15 protein-coding genes are annotated in these 16,222 nt (G+C 69.4%); 12 read left to right on the top strand and 3 right to left on the bottom strand.

The annotated features are described in order from the left end of the window. Nucleotides 1-3: 3 nt before the first annotated feature. The 4 genes from ACH34W_RS16470 to ACH34W_RS16455 are packed head-to-tail and all read left to right on the top strand — an operon-like array spanning nucleotide 4 to nucleotide 4,388. Nucleotides 4-1,353, top strand: coding sequence for an O-antigen ligase family protein (locus ACH34W_RS16470; RefSeq protein ID WP_395961753.1), 1,350 nt, complete (start codon nucleotides 4-6; stop codon nucleotides 1,351-1,353). Continuing rightward, complete coding sequence (locus ACH34W_RS16465; RefSeq protein WP_395961752.1) at nucleotides 1,350-2,684, top strand: oligosaccharide flippase family protein; 1,335 nt, start codon at nucleotides 1,350-1,352, stop codon at nucleotides 2,682-2,684. The genes ACH34W_RS16470 and ACH34W_RS16465 overlap by 4 nt, the downstream gene beginning before the upstream one ends. Before the next feature lie 4 nt (nucleotides 2,685-2,688). Next, nucleotides 2,689-3,444, top strand: coding sequence for a sugar transferase (locus ACH34W_RS16460; protein ID WP_395961751.1), 756 nt, complete (start codon nucleotides 2,689-2,691; stop codon nucleotides 3,442-3,444). 29 nt (nucleotides 3,445-3,473) lie between these two features. Continuing rightward, complete coding sequence (locus tag ACH34W_RS16455) at nucleotides 3,474-4,388, top strand: hypothetical protein (protein ID WP_395961750.1); 915 nt, start codon at nucleotides 3,474-3,476, stop codon at nucleotides 4,386-4,388. A gap of 59 nt (nucleotides 4,389-4,447) precedes the next feature. Here the strand turns inward: ACH34W_RS16455 and ACH34W_RS16450 are convergent, their stop codons facing one another. Next, a complete protein-coding gene (locus ACH34W_RS16450) occupies nucleotides 4,448-4,669 on the bottom strand; it encodes a hypothetical protein (RefSeq protein WP_395961749.1) in 222 nt (73 codons plus the stop codon). A gap of 89 nt (nucleotides 4,670-4,758) precedes the next feature. Then, nucleotides 4,759-6,324 carry a Rieske 2Fe-2S domain-containing protein gene (locus tag ACH34W_RS16445; RefSeq protein ID WP_395961748.1) on the bottom strand — a complete coding sequence of 522 codons (1,566 nt, stop codon included), beginning with the start codon at nucleotides 6,322-6,324 and terminating at the stop codon, nucleotides 4,759-4,761. Between the two features lie 298 nt (nucleotides 6,325-6,622). Here ACH34W_RS16445 and ACH34W_RS16440 point away from each other — a divergent pair, with 298 nt between their 5' ends. The 8 genes from ACH34W_RS16440 (at nucleotide 6,623) to ACH34W_RS16405 (ending at nucleotide 14,421) form a co-directional block, all read left to right on the top strand. Then, a complete protein-coding gene (locus ACH34W_RS16440) occupies nucleotides 6,623-7,357 on the top strand; it encodes a sensor histidine kinase (protein WP_395961747.1) in 735 nt (244 codons plus the stop codon). After that, on the top strand, nucleotides 7,354-8,007 hold the full coding sequence (locus ACH34W_RS16435) for a LuxR C-terminal-related transcriptional regulator (RefSeq protein WP_395961746.1): 654 nt from the start codon (nucleotides 7,354-7,356) through the stop codon (nucleotides 8,005-8,007). Before ACH34W_RS16440 ends, ACH34W_RS16435 begins: the two co-directional genes overlap by 4 nt. A 106-nt stretch (nucleotides 8,008-8,113) precedes the next feature. Then, nucleotides 8,114-8,989, top strand: a complete 876-nt coding sequence (locus ACH34W_RS16430) for a cytochrome P450 (protein ID WP_395961745.1) — start codon at nucleotides 8,114-8,116, stop codon at nucleotides 8,987-8,989. A gap of 314 nt (nucleotides 8,990-9,303) precedes the next feature. Then, nucleotides 9,304-10,449: an alpha/beta hydrolase gene (locus ACH34W_RS16425; protein ID WP_395961744.1), complete on the top strand. Its 1,146-nt coding sequence runs from the start codon at nucleotides 9,304-9,306 to the stop codon at nucleotides 10,447-10,449. Beyond that, nucleotides 10,446-11,657: an alpha/beta hydrolase gene (locus ACH34W_RS16420; RefSeq protein WP_395961743.1), complete on the top strand. Its 1,212-nt coding sequence runs from the start codon at nucleotides 10,446-10,448 to the stop codon at nucleotides 11,655-11,657. The genes ACH34W_RS16425 and ACH34W_RS16420 overlap by 4 nt, the downstream gene beginning before the upstream one ends. Nucleotides 11,658-11,772: 115 nt before the next feature. Further along, entirely contained in the window at nucleotides 11,773-13,017 is a 1,245-nt protein-coding gene (locus tag ACH34W_RS16415; protein ID WP_395961742.1) for a sensor histidine kinase, read from the top strand. Further along, nucleotides 13,014-13,679 carry a response regulator gene (locus ACH34W_RS16410; RefSeq protein WP_395961741.1) on the top strand — a complete coding sequence of 222 codons (666 nt, stop codon included), beginning with the start codon at nucleotides 13,014-13,016 and terminating at the stop codon, nucleotides 13,677-13,679. Before ACH34W_RS16415 ends, ACH34W_RS16410 begins: the two co-directional genes overlap by 4 nt. Before the next feature lie 118 nt (nucleotides 13,680-13,797). Further along, on the top strand, nucleotides 13,798-14,421 hold the full coding sequence (locus tag ACH34W_RS16405) for a two-component system response regulator (protein ID WP_395961740.1): 624 nt from the start codon (nucleotides 13,798-13,800) through the stop codon (nucleotides 14,419-14,421). Between the two features lie 12 nt (nucleotides 14,422-14,433). Here the strand turns inward: ACH34W_RS16405 and ACH34W_RS16400 are convergent, their stop codons facing one another. Then, a complete protein-coding gene (locus tag ACH34W_RS16400) occupies nucleotides 14,434-16,185 on the bottom strand; it encodes a protein kinase (RefSeq protein ID WP_395961739.1) in 1,752 nt (583 codons plus the stop codon). Nucleotides 16,186-16,222: the final 37 nt, after the last annotated feature.

The raw sequence follows: 16,222 nt of genomic DNA, 5'->3' as shown, positions 1-16,222 counted from the left end.
ACGATGTCGCCGACCACCAAGGCTCCGCGGGTCACACCGCCGCCGACCGCGGCGGCGACGACCTTGCCCGCAGCGCCCCCCGGAGCGGAGCCCGCCCCGCAGCCGGAGTTGCGGCGGCGCCGGTCACTGGCCGGCATCGTCACGGTGCTCGGCATCGCGTCACTGCCGATGCTGATGCCGTTCGGGATGGGCCCGGGGCCGGGCAACACCGGCCTGCCGGACGCCGCACTGATCGTGGTGACGGCGGTCGTGCTGCTGTGGGCCGGTTCGCGTAAGCAGGCGATCCGCTGGCCGTTCCTCATCCCCACCCTGCTGACCATCATCGCGGGCGGCATCGCCTCGCTCGCGAACGAGGGCATCGGCGCGCTGACCCTCATCAAGGACCTGTTCGTCCTGCTGTGGGCGGTCAGCCTCGCCAACGTCGGCCGCGACCCGGCGCTGCTCCGCACCGCCATCAAGGCCTGGGTCTGGATCGGCACGTTCTACGCACTGGTGATGATCTTCGGCTTCGTGATCGGGAACGACACGCTGTCGGGCAAGCAGATCGACGGCGAGCGGGCGATGTTCACGTTCGGCGACGCCAACTACGCCTCGAACTGGTTCATCTGCATCTTCTTCATCTCTCGCGCGTGCCGGTTCCCGGAGAAGAACGTGCACCGGTACGCGGTCTGCGGGATCCTCCTCGTCGCCGAGGTGCTGACCGGCTCCAACGGCGGCGCGCTGGCGCTCGGCTGCGCGATCGTGCTCGGTCACCTCTTCCGCCTGTTCCGTGAGGGCAAGGTGCACCAGGCGCTGGCCACCGGCACGCTCGCCGTGTTCCTCGGCGGCGGAGGAGTGACCCTGCTCTCGGTCGTCGACATCCAGCCGTTCCTCGACCGGGCCAGCGCCACCTCGCCCATCCTGCGCGACTCGATCGGCCGGACCACCGGCGAGAGCACCGAGTCGCGCAGCACGGTCTTCGGCACCACGGTCCGGATGATGGAGGAGCAGCCGCATCCGTGGGGCATCGGCCCGGGTCACACCGAGAAGGCGATGCTCATCAACCAGGAGACCTACGTCCGCGAGGCGCACAACGACTACATCGCGGCGGTCCTGGAACGCGGCTTCCTCGGCGGCATCGCCTTGATCGTGCTGGTCTTCGTGCTGCTGCTCAAGTGCACGCGCATCGCCCGGCGCGACGTGCTCAAACCCGAGTACGCGCGGCTGGTGCCGAGGCCCGAGCTCTTCGGCGCCCTGGTCGCGGTGTTCCTCATCTCCGGGCTCTTCTACGAGACCTTGCACTACCGCCACGGCTGGGCGGTTTTCGGCTTGATCGCCGCACTGGATCTCTTCGGCCGGAGGGAGTCCGCATGACCGACACCCGTATGCCGGGCACAGGCACTCCACCGGTCGAGGCCCCGGCCCGTACGATCACCGGCAGGCTCGCCCGGTTGATGGCCGGGAACATGGCCGGCCGGATCGGCGCGCTCGCCTCGCTCGGCATCGCGACCGTCATGGTCGCCCGGATCGGCGGGCCCGCCCTGGTCGGCGCGTTCACGCTCGTACGGATCCTGCCGGGCCTGCTCTGCCATCTGTCCAACGCGGGATTGCCCGGGGCGGCGCCGTATTTCCTCGCGGGCCCGGAGTACGACCAGTCGCGGGTCCGGCCGACGCTGGCGTGGCTGACCGTCGTGGGCGCGCTGATCGGCGGGCTCTCCTGGCTGGCCCTCAGTCCGCTGATCTATCTGGGGTTCTTCACGTCGTTCGGCTACTGGGTGGCGCTCGCCGCGACGGTCCCCGCGTTCACCCAAGGGTTCGTCTCGGTCGGCAAGGGGCTGCTGCAGGGCACCGACGACATGCGCGGCGCGAGCCTGGCGATCGCGGTCGAGGAGTTCATCTTCCTGCCGATCTATCTGGTGATCCTGCTCGGCTGGTACGGGCCGGGCGCGCTGATCACCGGGCTGGTGCTCGCGGACGTGGCCGCCGCCGCCTGGATCGCGGTACGGCTGGCACGGCGCGGGTTCTTCGCCGGATGGGGCCGCCCTGACCTGCGGCTGGCACGCACCATCTCCGGCTATGGCTTCCGCGGTTATCTGGGCCAGCTCATCGACCTGCTGCAGCTGCGCTTCGACATGGCGCTGCTCGGCGCGCTCGCGGGGCCCAAGGTGCTGGGCGTCTACACGGTCGCGAGCAAGTTCGCCGAACTCGTGCAGCTGCCCGGCTTGGCGGTCAACTACGTCCTCTATCCCGACTTCGCCAAGGAGGACCGGGCGGAGGCCACCCGCCGCACACGCAAGCTCATTCTCCCCGCGTTCGCCGTGTCCGTCCTGGCCGCACTGCCGCTGGCGGCCATCGCGGGAACGGCGCTGCCGTGGGTGTTCGGCGATGTCTTCGAGGACGCGGTGGTGCCCACCTACATCCGGCTCGCGGGGGTCGTCACCTTCGGCGTCACCGGGCTCATCATGGCCTATCTGTACGGCGTCGGACGGCCCGGCGCCGCCTCCACCGGCCAGGCGATCGGTCTCGTGGTGGTCGTCGTCTCCGGCGTGTTCCTGATCCCGCCGTTCGAGGCCGAGGGTGCCGCGATCGCCACCGCGCTGTCCTTCGTCGCCACCACCGCCGCGTTGCTGGCGTGGTTCTTCCATGTCGCGTCCTCAAATGTCGCGCGTCCCCCGCACAAGCAGCTCCCCGAGCAGAAGGGGTGAGGGCATGTCCGCCGAGAAGGGCCTTGAGACCCGTTCCATCGACCCGTCGGAGGGCATCGCACCCTCCACGGGCCGCCGCGTCCTCGACATCGCCGGAGCGCTCGCCGGTCTGGTGCTGCTGAGCGTCCCGCTGCTCCTCCTCTACCTGCTCGTACGGGTGACGAGCCCCGGACCGGGGATCTTCCAGCAGAAGCGCGTCGGGCAGGGCGGACGGCCCTTCGTCATGTACAAGTTCCGCACCATGCGGCAGGGCGTTGGCGGGCTGACCGTCACAGCCAACTGCGACCCGCGGCTGACCAAGGTCGGCAAGCTGATGCGGGAATGGTCGCTGGACGAGCTGCCGCAGCTGGTGAACGTGTTGCGCGGCCACATGACGCTGGTCGGCCCGCGGCCCGAGACGTACGACCTGGCCGTGCACTACGACGCGCGCTGTCGCTGGATCTTCGACCACCGGCCCGGGTTGACGGGCGTCTCGGAGGTGCGCTTCCGCGACTTCGACGTGCTCCCGCCGGGCGAGGAGGTCGACCTGGCCAACTACATCGAACGGATCGTCCCGGCCCGGGTCCAGGTCGACGCGTTCTACCTGAACGATCCGTCGATGCGCGCCACCTTCCGGGCGCTCTGGGACACCGTGCGGCACGTTCTCGGATTCAAGATCCCGCCGTTGCGGGTCACGCCGGAAGGCACCGTGACCGAACCGCCCGCGCAGCCGCCGAAGGCCGAGACCCAGCGGGTGGAGGAACCGGGCTCAGCCGCCTGAAGGTTCGGTCTCGGGGAAGGACATCGTCGATGGACATCCGCTTCAAGGTCTCGGCCGTGGTCGCCACGTTCGTACTCGTAGCGGGCTTCCTCTTCTACATACAGCGCAGCGCGTCCGACGGCCACGAGCCGTACCGCGGCCCTCTCGCCAGTCCGGGCTTGGCCGCGGCAAAGCCCGGAACGACCATGCACATCACGCTCAACACCACGCCGGCCGACTTTCCGCGGCTGCAACAGCTCGGATACGACCTAGCCGACGTCAAGCCCGACGACGGCGACCTCGCCGCGCTCCCGGCGGGGATGCGGGCCCTGCTCTGGGTCGGCAACTTCCAGTGTGACGAGTTCGAGCTTTCGTACGACGCGTTCACCGCCGCCGTCAGGAAGTACAGCAGCCACCCCAAGGTGTACGGCTGGTACCTGTCGGACGAACCCGATCCGGGCACGTGCCCCAAGATCGCTGGAGACATCCGCCGCCGCGCCGACTATGTGAAGCAGCACGCCCCCGGGCAGGTCACGTTCATCTCGCTCACCGACTTCCCGATGAAGCCGGTCACGCCGAAGAAGGTGAACGTCGACCTCGTCGGCCTGGACCCGTACCCCTGCAAGGGCGCCTCGAAGGCCCGCGCGGACTGCAACATCGACGCGATCGACCGCATGGTGCGCATGGCCGACGACGCGGGCATCCCGCGCCGCGCCATCGTGCCGGTCTTCCAGGCGTTCGGCACGGAATGCTCGAACGGCCCTCGGCACTACTGGCTGCCGACGGCGGACCAGTTCCGGGAACTGCTGCGGCGCTGGGACCGGCTCGTCCCGCGCCCGCCGTTCGACATCGCGTACTCGTGGGGTCACCAGGGCGAGTGGGCCTGCCCCACGCTCGCCGACGCCGACGGGCGTAACGGACGCCCGGACCTGCAGACGCTCCTCAAGGAGCACAACGCGAGTTGACCGTGGCCGGAGCCGCGTCGTCTACCCGCGTTGTCCATCCCCGCGTCGTCAAACCCGCGTCATCGACCGCCGGCGGCGGTGCCCTTGTCCACGCTGCCGAGAATCGGCACCTCCACGTGACCCAACTGCAGCGCGGCCACCTCGAGCAGCCCGACCACCACGACGAACGCGGCGATCAGCATGCCGATCCGCTTCGGCGTGTTCAGTACATCGATTTTCCTGATCGTGCCCACCAACGTGCCCACCAGCGTGGTCGCCGGCGCGGCCTTCTTGCCCGCCATCCCCTGACACTCCCCCTGAAACCCGTTTCAAGCAGGGGCAAACGATACCGGTACGGGAACAGGGGAAGCGACTTGGGGTCACCTCGCGATCACGACAACTGGCGGCTGGTCAGGTTGGCCGACCGGGCGTTGACGCACACGCCGGTGGCGAGATCGAAGGCGAAGTTGTGGGCGAGGCAGTGCAGTTGCCCGTCCCGGATGACGGCGCCCACCGACAGGTCCTCGCCCGCGTGCGGGCAGTAACGCGGGATGTCGTAGGAGTGCCCGGCCGACTCCACCACGATGCGTTCCGACTCGTCGCGGCCCGTCTCGTACTCCTCGACGGCCTGGAGCGCGGGCGCGTTGGCGTGCTTGAGGAGACCGACCAGATAGTCGTTGTAGACGTCGGGATCGCGGTAGAGGCTGAGCCGGAACGAGATCAGCAGATCCTCCCAGGCGAGCCTGCCCTGGAGGATGCCGTCCACCCAGCGGCCCGCGGTGGTGATGCGGTAGTGCGGCCGGGTGCCCGGGCGGGCCTCGCCCACCGTGAGCCCGTCCGGCGAGAAGTCGACGTCCCAGACGCCGCCGTTCGGACCGGTGATCTCGAAGCGGACCACCATGCTGATCTGGCGCAGGAAGTAGTCGCTCAGGCCGCCGAGGTGCTCGAAGTGGGCCACGAAACGGTCGAACAACCCCTCGTCGGGCACCGGGTACTCGGCGAGGACCTGGTCGATGTGCGCGGCGCGGTCAGCGGTGTAGCGAGCGAGGTAGTCCGGCCGGGTGGCGTCGCTGAACTCGAACTCCGCCGAGGTCGGGTCGAGCGTGACCTCGCCGGTGTCCAAATCGATGGCGTCGCCCGGCTTGAAGTACTCCCAGCGCTGCGCCGGAAGATGTTCGCGCAGCCATTCGGTGGCGACGGACGCCTCACAGAACGCGCCGTCCGCCTGGTCCAGCACCCAGTTGAGGTGCTCGACCTCCGGACCCAGGAAGCAGGGCGGCCCGGCGAACGGGACCGCCAGTTCGGGTGCGGTCTGCCGGACGAGCCGCTGGGCGGCGCGCAGCTTGGCCACACGCTTGTCCATGGAGATCTTGGCCATCTCCTCCGGCGGGTACTCGTAGCAGATCGGATGCCACGAGGCCCCCGCGGTCTGCAGGGCCATGATGTCGAGCCGTCCACCGGCCTGGAGCTTGGCGCGGCGGGCCTGCGCGGCGGTGAGCCGGGCGTCGTTGCAGTGCAGGATCCCGCGCCCGTCAGCAACCACCAGAAAAGCCGCGTCATGACACATCGGGGACAGCTCAGGAATCGCGGTGATCCACGATCCGCGATTGTCGAGAGGGAATTTCTCCCAGGCCGGTATCTCGATTACTTGACGGGCTCCAGCTGCCTCCCGCATCCGTTCCAGGAAGGCAGGACCGGGATAGCGCGGAATGAGGATTCTGGTCCGCTCGGGAAGGCGCGCGATGACCCAGGGATCGAAATGATCTAGATGCTCGTGAGACACCGCGACCCAGTCGGCATCGAGCACCGCGGGAACGTCAAGATGATCGTTTCTCGGGTACTGGTGCCACGCCCCGAGGAAGGCGCCCGTCGGTGCGAGCCAGGCGTCCATGAGCAGGTTGAACGTGCTTCCTTTGACCGCCAGCCCGGCGTGTCCGAGAAAGGTGACCGTCGGCATACCAAGACTGTCGCTCCAGGGCATGGTGTTCACACCCACCGGAATGCGCAAGGTGGCTACGCCGTAGGTATGAAAGAAATGGCGGAAGCGAACGGAAGCGAAACCGACAATCCTGGCTTGGACGCCTCAACAAAGGGGAGGGTTTACCCCAACTCGGCCATGTCCACTTCCGGCCATGCCCAGGTCGGTTGCGGTCAATTGTCTGGACAGAGATGACTTTAAGGGCGACGGTCATCATGGTGCTGGTAATACGGACGGGGGTCCTTCCATGAACAACGGGCAGTCTCGGTCATCACCGATGGACACGCCCGAATACGTCGCGACGCTCACCGGTGTGAGCCCGCAGGAACCCGAGCCTGGAGACTCGGCCCTGTGGCGGCGACGGCTACGGCACGACATCAGACACGAACTGGGGACCATCATCATGCTCGCGTCAGCGGTGGTCGTCGCCGACGACATCGGCGCCGGCAGCCGCGAGCGCATCGAGCAGCTGCTCGGCGAGACCCGGTGGCTCGACCACCTGATCCGCCAGCTCGACGAGGACAACGACGACGACATCACCACCCAGCCGATGGCCCTCCCGGAGCGCATCCGGGTCGACGACCTCACCGCCGAGGTCGTCACCGGCATGCGCCTCGCCACCTCGCACGCGGTGGGCCTCGAGGGCACCGCGGCCTGGGCGCACATGGACCCGGTGGCGCTCTGGCGGGCGCTGCGGAACGTTCTCGACAACGCCTGCCGGGTGGCGGCGAGCCGCGTCGACGTCCATGTCAGCGTGGACCAGGGCTGGGTGACCATCCAGGTGGACGACGACGGGCCGGGATTCGGCGCGGGCACGGGAGGGCTGGCCTCACTCGGGCTGGGCATCGTGCACGACCTCATCTCGGGCTACGGCGGCAGCCTGGAGATCCGAACATGTGAGATGGGCGGCGCGAGTGTGCGCATGCTGCTGCCCTCCGCCCCGCCCGTGGAGATGACCGATCCCATGGAAACAACACATTTGCCCACCGACGACTGGCAGCTCCATCCGTGAGGGTCATCGTCTGCGACGACCACGCGGTGTTCGCCGACTCGTTGTCGCTGGTGCTGACCGACGCAGGACACGTCGTCGTGGGGGTGGCGTACTCCCCCGACGACGTGCTTCCCGTACTGCGCGGCAGGCGGGCCGACGTATGCCTGATCGACCTGCACTTCCCAGGCGGCACGGTCCTGGACTGGATGCCGCGGCTGCGCGCCGCGTCACCCGAGACGATGTTCGTGGTGCTGACCGGCTACCTGGATCAGGAGGTCCTGGACGCCGGTCTCGCCTTGGGCGTCCGTGGGTTCACGCACAAGGGCCAGCAGAGCCGCGACATCCTGACGGTGTTGCGGCGGGTCGCCGGGGGCGAGGTGGTGATCGACCAGGGCACCCGCCGGGACGTGCTGGACGTCCGGCCGCGCAGCCAGGCACAGAAGGTCGCGCAGTTCCTCACCCCGCGTGAACGTGAGGTCCTCACCCGGCTCGCCCGCGGCGAGTCCACCCAGGCGCTCGCCAAGGCGATGGGCGTCACCCGCAGCACCGCGCGCAGCCACGTGCAGAGCGTGCTGAGCAAGCTCGGCGTGCACTCCCAGCGTGAGGCCGTGATCGAGGCCGCGCGGCACGGCCTGGTGAGCGTGGAGACCGGCGAATGGCTGGTCGGCTGAGACGACGCCTGGAGCATCGGTCGAGTTGCATGCTTGCCACGACCGAAACCGGACATGGAGGGGAGAGCCGGGACGCGTTAACTTCCGCATAGGAAGAGGAGGTCCCATGCCTCAACGACGAGGCGCCCTGCCCATCTCGGACGCTGAGGTCCTCAGCTGCCCCGACACCTACGCGCGCGGCGTGCCGTACGACTGCCTCGACCGCCTGCGCGCCAGGACGCCGGTGGTGTGGCTGGACGGGCGCTTCGCGGGCGAGCCGGGGTCGTGGGCGGTGCTGAGATACGCCGATGTGCGGCGCGCGCTGTCCCGGCCCGAGTTGTTCTGCCCTCTCCCCCTGGAGACCCTGCATGGTCCCGTCGCGATTCCGGACGAGGCCGAAGCGGCGGGCCTCACGATCGACATGGACCCGCCTGCCCGGTCCCTGCTGAGCCGGATAGGGCAGGAAAGCATCGATCTCATCGCGGGTGTCCTCAAAGGGATGCCCGAGACGTTGCGCAACACCGTGGCCGGTGGCGCGTACGCACTGCTCCGGCACCCCGAGGAGTACGCACGGCTGCGGGCGGGCTCCGGCGACGAGACTCTCATCGACAGCGCGATCGAGGAGATGTTGCGCTGGTGGACGCCGGTGATGCAGGTACGGCGGTTCGTCCGGCGCAGCACGAAGATGGGCGGCGTGCCGCTGCGGACCGGCGAGCAGGTGGCGCTGTGGCTCACCGCGGCGAACCACGACAACGAGGTCTTCGTCCAGCCGGGGCGGTTCTTCCCTGAACGGTTCGTCACCGGGAGCGAGCAGCATCTGAGCTTCGGCTACGGCACCCGAGCCTGCCTTGGCGGCCACCTGGCGCGCGTCCATCTGCGCGCGATGATCGCCGCGATCCTCGAACGGCCCGGCCGGCTGGAGCTCGCCGGCGAGCCCGTGCTGCTCCGTTCCACCTCCCGGCACGGCTTCGAGCACCTGCCGGTCCGCTGGGCACCCGTCTGACGTCCGCTGGGCACCCGTCTGACGTCAGTCCGGCTTCGGACGCCTGATCCCTCCGCGGCGTGTGAGACGTACCTCACAGCAGAGGGTGCGCAACCAGTTGAAATGCCCAGGCGTGACGAGACACAGACATTCCGAAGACGATCCGGCGACGCCCTGTCCGTTAGGTTCTTGACCGTTTGCCACACGTTCGCTGGAACTCTCCTGAATGTCAGCTGAATTCTCATTGTCAGCTGGGTCGATCAGCTGAGTGGTGCGCCTTGGCCGTCGGGGGCCGGGTCGGATCGGACAAACGGACCGGACAAGGAGTGCACGGTTTGGGACTGACGAGCTGGGGGCTGCTCGGACTGCTTTCCCTGATCACCACCGCCTGCCTGGCAGGCACGGTGTGGGCCTGGCCACGGCTGGCGTCCGCCGGGTTCAAGACCACGGCGATACGGGCGGGATTGCTGGCAGGCGGCCAGCTGATGATCATTCTCACCCTGCTGGTCGGGGTGAACAGTTACTACCTCTTCTACGGCACCTGGACCGACCTGATGGGGGCGGCCGGCGGCAAGGCGCAGGTGCGGCAGCACCCGCAGCCAGGGGCCGGCCCGAACGCCGCTGCGGCCACACGGGTGGTCAAGACGGTGCAGGCCAAGCTCGGCCCGCGCAAGGGCGCGAAGCCCACCCGCGATGGGCAGGTGCAGCACCTGGAGATCAGCGGGGTTCGGAGCGGCATCACCTCCGAGGCGTACATCTACCTGCCGCCGGAGTACTTCCAGCCGCAGTACGCGGCCAAACGTTTCCCTGTCGCGCTCTTCATCGCCGGCTACCCCTCGCGGGACCGGCTGACCTGGATCGAGAAGGGCCACCTGCCCGAGGAGGCCGCACGGCAGCGGGCGGCCGGCCGGATCCAGCCGATGATCTACGTGATGATGCGGCCGACGGTCGAGCCGGGCTGGGACACCGAGTGCGCGGACGTGCCGGGCGGCCCCAAGGTCGAGACGTTCTTCTCCCAGGACGTGCCCGAGGCGATCCTCGACACCTACCGCACGGCACGGTCCCGCCACGGCTGGGGGGTCGCGGGCTACTCCGCGGGCGGCTACTGCGCCGTCAAGCTGGCGATGCTGCACTCCGACCGGTTCACCGCCTCGGCCAGCCTGGCCGGGCACTTCCGCGCGATCCTCGACACCACCACGCGGCAGCTCTACGACCGCAGCAAGCAGTTGCGACAGGACAACGACCTGCTCTGGCGACTGCGGAACCTGCCCCAGCCGCCGGTCTCCGTCCTGGTGGCCTCGGCCAGCATCGGCGAGAAGACCTACTCGCAGGCGAAGTTGTTCATGCAGGCGGCGCGACCGCCGCTGCTGGTCGACAAGGTGCTGCTGCCCACCGGCGGCCACAACTTCAAGACGTTCCGCAAATACATCCCGCCCACCATCGAATGGCTGAGCGCGCACCTGCGAGGAGAAGGCCAGTGACCTCGTTGGAGCCCACGAGCGCGGGACTCATTCTCCCGGTGTGCCTGCTTGCCGCAGCCGTCTTCGTGCTGTCGGTACGGCGGTGGCCGCGGCTGACCGGACGCGGGGCAGGGCCACTGCTGGGCCGCGCCGGACTGCTGCTCACCTGCCAGGTGACGCTGACGGCGGCGATCATCCTGATCTCCAACCGGTACTTCGTCTTCTACGCCACCTGGAAGGACCTGCTCGGCAGCGACCGGGTGAACGTCCAGGTCAAGCAGGTGCAGCAGAGCAAGGGCAAGGAGGCGGACCCGGCGTCGCTGGTCCGGCGGACCTCAACGGACCTCGGGCCCTCGCGCCGCGGCCGGAAGCACGACCCGGTCAAGGACGGCCAGGTCGACCGGCTTGAGATCACAGGTGCGCGGAGCGGCCTGCAGGGCGAGGCGTACGTCTACCTCCCGCCGGAGTACTTCAAGCCCGGGCACACGGCCAGGCGGCTGCCCGTCACGATCTTCATGTCCGGCGCGCCGTCCGACGACCGGCTGGCCTGGATCAAGCAGGCCCGGCTGCCCCGGAGCACCGCCGACGGCGCCGCCGGCCCGCCCATGATCTCCGTGATGATCCGTTCAACGCGGGGCCTCTCCCCGGTGAAGCAACCGCCTGCCGGGCCTGAGGGCGCCAAGGGCCTCCCGCATGCGGGCAAACCCGCACCCGGCCGCCCCAACGCCTGTTTGGACGTGCCAGGGCAGCGTGGAGGCCGCGCCGAGACGTTCTTCGCCCAGGACCTTCCGGTCGCGCTCGGCGACACCTACCGGCTGCCGCAGGGACGCCAGGGGTGGGGCATCGCCGGTTTCGGCCAGAGCGGCCAGTGCGCGGCCCGGCTGGCGATGCTGCATTCGGACCGCTTCGCCGCGGCGGCGAGCGTCTCCGGGCTGTTCACGCCCGCACAGGGGCCTTACTACGGCGGCAGCAAGGCCTACCAGCAGGACAACGACCTGTTGTGGCGGCTCAAGAACCTGCCCGCCCCGCCGATCTCGTTCCTGGCCGCCGTGGGCAAGGACGACCCTCATACGACGGAGGAGGCCGCTCAGTTCGTGAAGCTCGTCCGGCCACCGATGAGCGCCGAACAGCTGGCGCTCGCGGCGTCCCCGGAGACCCTCAAGGGCTGGCAGGGCCACCTCCCGCATGTCGCGGACTGGCTGGCCCGCCACCTCCGGGCCGAGCAGTGAACCGGATGCTGTGAATCGGATGCTGTGAACCGATACGGCGTACGCCCGGAGGAGTATCCGCGAACGCGCCTCTGAGCCGACGCCGTGCCGGGTGCCGGTGACCTAACGTGCAGGAATGAGCACCTCGTCGCCCCACCACCCACGCTGGCCGCGGCCCGCCGAATGGCCGGTCTGGGTCGTCCCGCTGCTGATCCAGCCGATCCAGATCATCGGCTCGTTCGGTGCGCAGCGTGGGCGGGACGACCACGGGCCGCCGTGGCTCCAGGAGGAGGCTGTCAACTCCGCCTTCGCTCCCCTGAACGGTTGGGGCATCGCGCTTCTGATCGCCGGGCCGGCTCTGCTGCTGTTCCGCCGCCGGTATCCGCGGCAGACGCTCGTCGCGGTCGCGGCCGTCACGGCAACCTACATACTGGCCGACCACGCCCCCGGACCGGTCTTCCTGTCGCTATGCGTGGCACTCGTCGCCGCGGTCGTGGCCGGGCATCGGCTTCTAGCCTGGGCCGGCACGGTCGTGACGCTCGCTGGGATGCTGGGAATCACGTGGCTGCTCGGCGGAGATGATCCGCTGCCCGTGAGCAAGCCTGAGTGGGGCGGCTCGACGATGGTGGTCGGATGGGCGCTGGTGGTGCTCACCGGTGCGGAGCTGGTCCGGATGCGGAGCACCCAGCTTGCCGAACGGGCCCGGGCGCGGGCCGAGGAGGCCAGGCGCCAGGCCAGCGAGGAGCGGCTGCGGATGGCGCGCGAGCTGCACGACGTCCTCGCCCACAACATCTCGATGATCAACGTGCAGGCCGGGGTCGCCCTGCATCTGATGGACGACGACCCGCAGCAGGCGAGGACGGCGCTGGCAGCGATCAAGGAGGCCAGCAAGGAGGCGCTCACCGAGATGCGCTCGGTGATCGGGGCGCTGCGCGCCCAGGGCGAGACCGCACCCCGCTCCCCCACCGCCGGGCTGTCCCGCCTGGAGGAACTGCTCGACCGTGCCCGGAACGCCGGGCTGCCGGTGACGGCCAAGACCGAGGGCGACCAACGGCCGCTGCCCGCCGGGACGGACCTGGCGGCATACCGGATCGTGCAGGAGTCGCTCACCAACGTCAGCCGCCACGCCGGGCCCGGGCCAGTGACGGCCGAGGTCCGGATCGCCTACGGTGAGCATGAAATTTCCATACAGGTCGACGACGACGGGCGAGGCGTCTCATTGCTGGACGACCACGCCGGCACCGGGAGCGGCATCCGCGGCATGCGGGAACGGGCCACGGCGCTGGGTGGTTCGTTCACCGCGGGGGCCCGGCCGGGCGGCGGGTTCCGTGTCCGTGCGACGCTGCCCATCGCGGACGAGCCCGAGAGGGAAGCACAATGATCAAGGTGCTGCTGGCCGACGACCAGGTCCTCGTCCGGGCCGGGTTCCGGGCGCTTCTGGACGCCCAGCCCGACATCGAGGTGGTCGGGGAGGCGAGCGACGGCGAGGAGGCCGTGGCGCAGGCCCGCCGGCTGCGTCCGGACGTGATCCTCATGGACATCCGGATGCCGGGTCTGGACGGGCTCAGCGCGACCCGGCAGATCGCCGCCGACGAACGCCTGAACGGGGTGCGCATCGTGATTCTCACCACGTTCGAGCTGGACGAGTACGTCTTCGAGGCGCTGCGCGGCGGCGCCGGCGGGTTCCTGGTCAAGGACACCGAGCCGGTCGAGCTGATCCACGCCGTCCGGGCGGTGGCGGGGGGCGACGCGCTGCTCTCGCCCAGCGTCACCAGGCGGCTGATCTCCGAGTTCGCCACCCGGGCCAAGGAACCCGCACCCTCCCCGCGGCTCAACGCACTCACCGAACGTGAACGCGAGGTCATGACCCTTGTCGGCGAGGGACTCACCAACGAGGAGATCGCGGCACGACTGGTCGTCAGCCCGGCGACCGCGAAGACACATGTCAGCAGGACGATGGTGAAGCTCCGCGCCCGTGACAGGGCACAGCTGGTCGTCTTCGCCTACGAGTCCGGGCTCGTCAAGCCGGGCTGGCTGTCCTGAAAATTCTCATCCTGCGCAGAAACGCCGTGACTCTGCGAGGATTGACTGTCACGTACGGCAAGGACATGACAGGGTGGATTCCGAAATGCACACTGTCGGCAGCGAGAGGAGGAACTCGGTGCCGCACAACACGAAGGTCCTGGCGGTCGACGACCGCGAGGAAAACCTGGTGGCGCTCACCGCCGTACTCGATTCGTTGCCGGTGACGGTCGTTCCCGTGACCTCGGGCAACCAGGCCCTGCGAGAGCTTCTCAGGGACGAGTTCGCGTTGATCCTGCTTGACGTCGTGATGCCTGGCATGGACGGTTTCGAGACCGCCGGGCATATCAAGAGCAGAGCCCGGACCCGCGAGATCCCGATCATCTTCCTCACCGCCGCCGGCTCGGACGGCGACCACGCGTTCCGCGGCTACGAGGCGGGCGCCGTCGACTACCTGACCAAACCGTTCGACCCGTGGCTCCTGCGCGCCAAGGTGTCCGTCTTCGTCGAGCTGCACCAGCGCAACCTCCAGCTGCACCGGCAGGCCGCGGCACTCCGCCACGCCATCGCCGAAGACACCGGCCTGCCCTCCTGCGAGCAGCTGCTCAAGAACCTCCACCAGCAGATCGCGTTGATCGAGGACGATCTGGCGCGCGTGCGCGCCGAGACACCACCGGACCTGCCCTCCGGCTCGATCGAACGGCTGGAATCCCACGCGGCCGAGCTCCGCAGCACCCTGGACGCCCTCGTAGCCGGCGCCTGAACGCGTCCAGGCCTAGGGCGTCGACTCGAGGACCAGGGCCGAGTCGTGGCTCTGCACCGCCATCGACGCCGTCCGCTGCTGGCGCAGGATGAACGCTCCGGCGAGAACGGCCGCCACCACCAGGATCACCGCGATCGTGACGATGACGATCGTCTTTGTACGCTCACGCCGGCGCTCCTGCGAGGGGTCGATCGGCTGTGACCACTGTGCGGGCTGCGCCTCCCAGGGCGACCGCACGCTAGGATCGCGCGGCGGTGCCCAGTCGGTCTCAGCCAGCGTCTGAGCTTCCGGATCGGGCGCCGTCCGATAAGACGCGCTAGAACCCCCGCCCGACTGCGACCCAGACCTGGGCTGTGCCCCATATCCCGGCTGCGCGCCAGGATCGGGCGGCGGTGCCCAGTCGGTCTCAGCCAGCGTCTGAGCTTCGGGATCGGGCCCCGTTCGATAAGGCGCGCCAGAACCCCCACTCGACTGCGACCCAGACCTGGGCTGTGCCCCATATCCCGGCTGGGACCCAGACCTTGGCTGCGGCCCAGCTCCGGGCTCCGACCCAGATCCCGGCTGCACGCCAGATCCCCGCTGCACGCCAGACCCCGGCTGCGAGCCAGATCCCCGCTGGGCGCCAGATCCGGGCTGCGCGCCAGGCCCCGGCTGCGCGCCAGATCGCCGCTGGGATCCAGGCCCCGGCTGCGGCCCGGCTCCGGGCTGCGGCCCAGCTCCGGGCGGGGGGCCAGATCCCGGCCGGGCGCCAGATCCCGGCTGGGGGCCAGACCTCGGTTGCGGGCCAGAGCCCGGCCACTGGCCTCCGCTCGGATGTCCACCTGACCCGTCCTCGCGTGTGATGGCCTCGAACTCCTTCGAGTCCAGCACCGTTTCCGCGGCGATATCCGCCGGACGCCGGCTCGGCGGCTCGTCCAGCACGGTCTCGTCCACCGGTCGCGGCGCCGCCACCGGCATCGTGGCGACCTCGGTCAGCAGCGGCAATGCCTGCGGGCCGGTCATCCGGTGCCGCGGCTCGCGCGCCAGCAGGCCCTCCAGAACGGCTGACAGCGGCCCGGCGTTGCGCGGCGGCGGCACTGCCTCGCTCAGGGCCGCGGACAGCGAGGACATCGCGTCGGACCGTTCGTACGGCGAGCGGCCCTCGACCGCCGCGTACAGGGTCGCCCCCAGCGCCCACAGGTCCGACGCGGGCACCGCCCGTTCGCCCTGCACCCGCTCGGGCGGGATGTAGGCGGGAGAGCCCATCACCAGGCCGGTCTGCGTGAGCGTCGCGTCACCCTCCACCTGCGCGATGCCGAAGTCGGTCAGCACCACCCGCCCGGCTTCGGTGATCAGCACATTGCTCGGCTTGACGTCGCGGTGCAGGATGCCCTTCTCGTGCGCGTGCCGCAGCGCCGCCAGCATCTGCAGCCCGATCTCGGCCGCCCGCCTCGGAGTCAGCCGCGCCTCCTCGATGAGGTCCTGCAGCGAACGCGCGCGGACGAGCTCCATCACGATCCAGGGCCGGCCACCCTCCTCGACCACGTCGTGCACGGTGACGACACCCGGATGGCTGAGCCGCGCCGACGCCCGCGCCTCCCGGAACGTGCGCTCGTACAGGACATCGCGCTCGGAATCGCTCAGCCCCGGCGGGAGCACGACCTCCTTGACCGCGACCTCGCGGTCCAGCATGACGTCGTACGCGCGCCACACCGTGCCCATCCCGCCACGGCCCACCACCGCCTCCAGGCGGTAGCGGTTGCCGAGCAGATGTCCCTCTCTCATGGCTAAATGGTCCCCCGTCGCACGGAGCGTTGCCTAG

It is taken from the genome of Actinomadura sp. 6N118 (assembly GCF_044326415.1).
In the GTDB taxonomy this organism is placed as follows: domain Bacteria; phylum Actinomycetota; class Actinomycetes; order Streptosporangiales; family Streptosporangiaceae; genus Spirillospora.
The sequence above is the reverse complement of the archived record's forward strand: the minus strand, read 5'-3'. Positions and strand labels throughout refer to the sequence as shown.

Excerpts from the sequence above, each read along its gene's own strand:
- ACH34W_RS16470 (WP_395961753.1), top strand. The coding sequence starts at position 4 with ATGTCGCCGACCACCAAGGCTCCGCGGGTCACACCGCCGCCGACCGCG.
- ACH34W_RS16465 (WP_395961752.1), top strand. The coding sequence starts at position 1,350 with ATGACCGACACCCGTATGCCGGGCACAGGCACTCCACCGGTCGAGGCC.
- ACH34W_RS16460 (WP_395961751.1), top strand. The coding sequence starts at position 2,689 with ATGTCCGCCGAGAAGGGCCTTGAGACCCGTTCCATCGACCCGTCGGAG.
- ACH34W_RS16455 (WP_395961750.1), top strand. The coding sequence starts at position 3,474 with ATGGACATCCGCTTCAAGGTCTCGGCCGTGGTCGCCACGTTCGTACTC.
- ACH34W_RS16450 (WP_395961749.1), bottom strand. The coding sequence starts at position 4,669 with ATGGCGGGCAAGAAGGCCGCGCCGGCGACCACGCTGGTGGGCACGTTG.
- ACH34W_RS16445 (WP_395961748.1), bottom strand. The coding sequence starts at position 6,324 with ATGCCGACGGTCACCTTTCTCGGACACGCCGGGCTGGCGGTCAAAGGA.
- ACH34W_RS16440 (WP_395961747.1), top strand. The coding sequence starts at position 6,623 with ATGGACACGCCCGAATACGTCGCGACGCTCACCGGTGTGAGCCCGCAG.
- ACH34W_RS16430 (WP_395961745.1), top strand. The coding sequence starts at position 8,114 with ATGCCTCAACGACGAGGCGCCCTGCCCATCTCGGACGCTGAGGTCCTC.
- ACH34W_RS16415 (WP_395961742.1), top strand. The coding sequence starts at position 11,773 with ATGAGCACCTCGTCGCCCCACCACCCACGCTGGCCGCGGCCCGCCGAA.
- ACH34W_RS16410 (WP_395961741.1), top strand. The coding sequence starts at position 13,014 with ATGATCAAGGTGCTGCTGGCCGACGACCAGGTCCTCGTCCGGGCCGGG.
- ACH34W_RS16400 (WP_395961739.1), bottom strand. The coding sequence starts at position 16,185 with ATGAGAGAGGGACATCTGCTCGGCAACCGCTACCGCCTGGAGGCGGTG.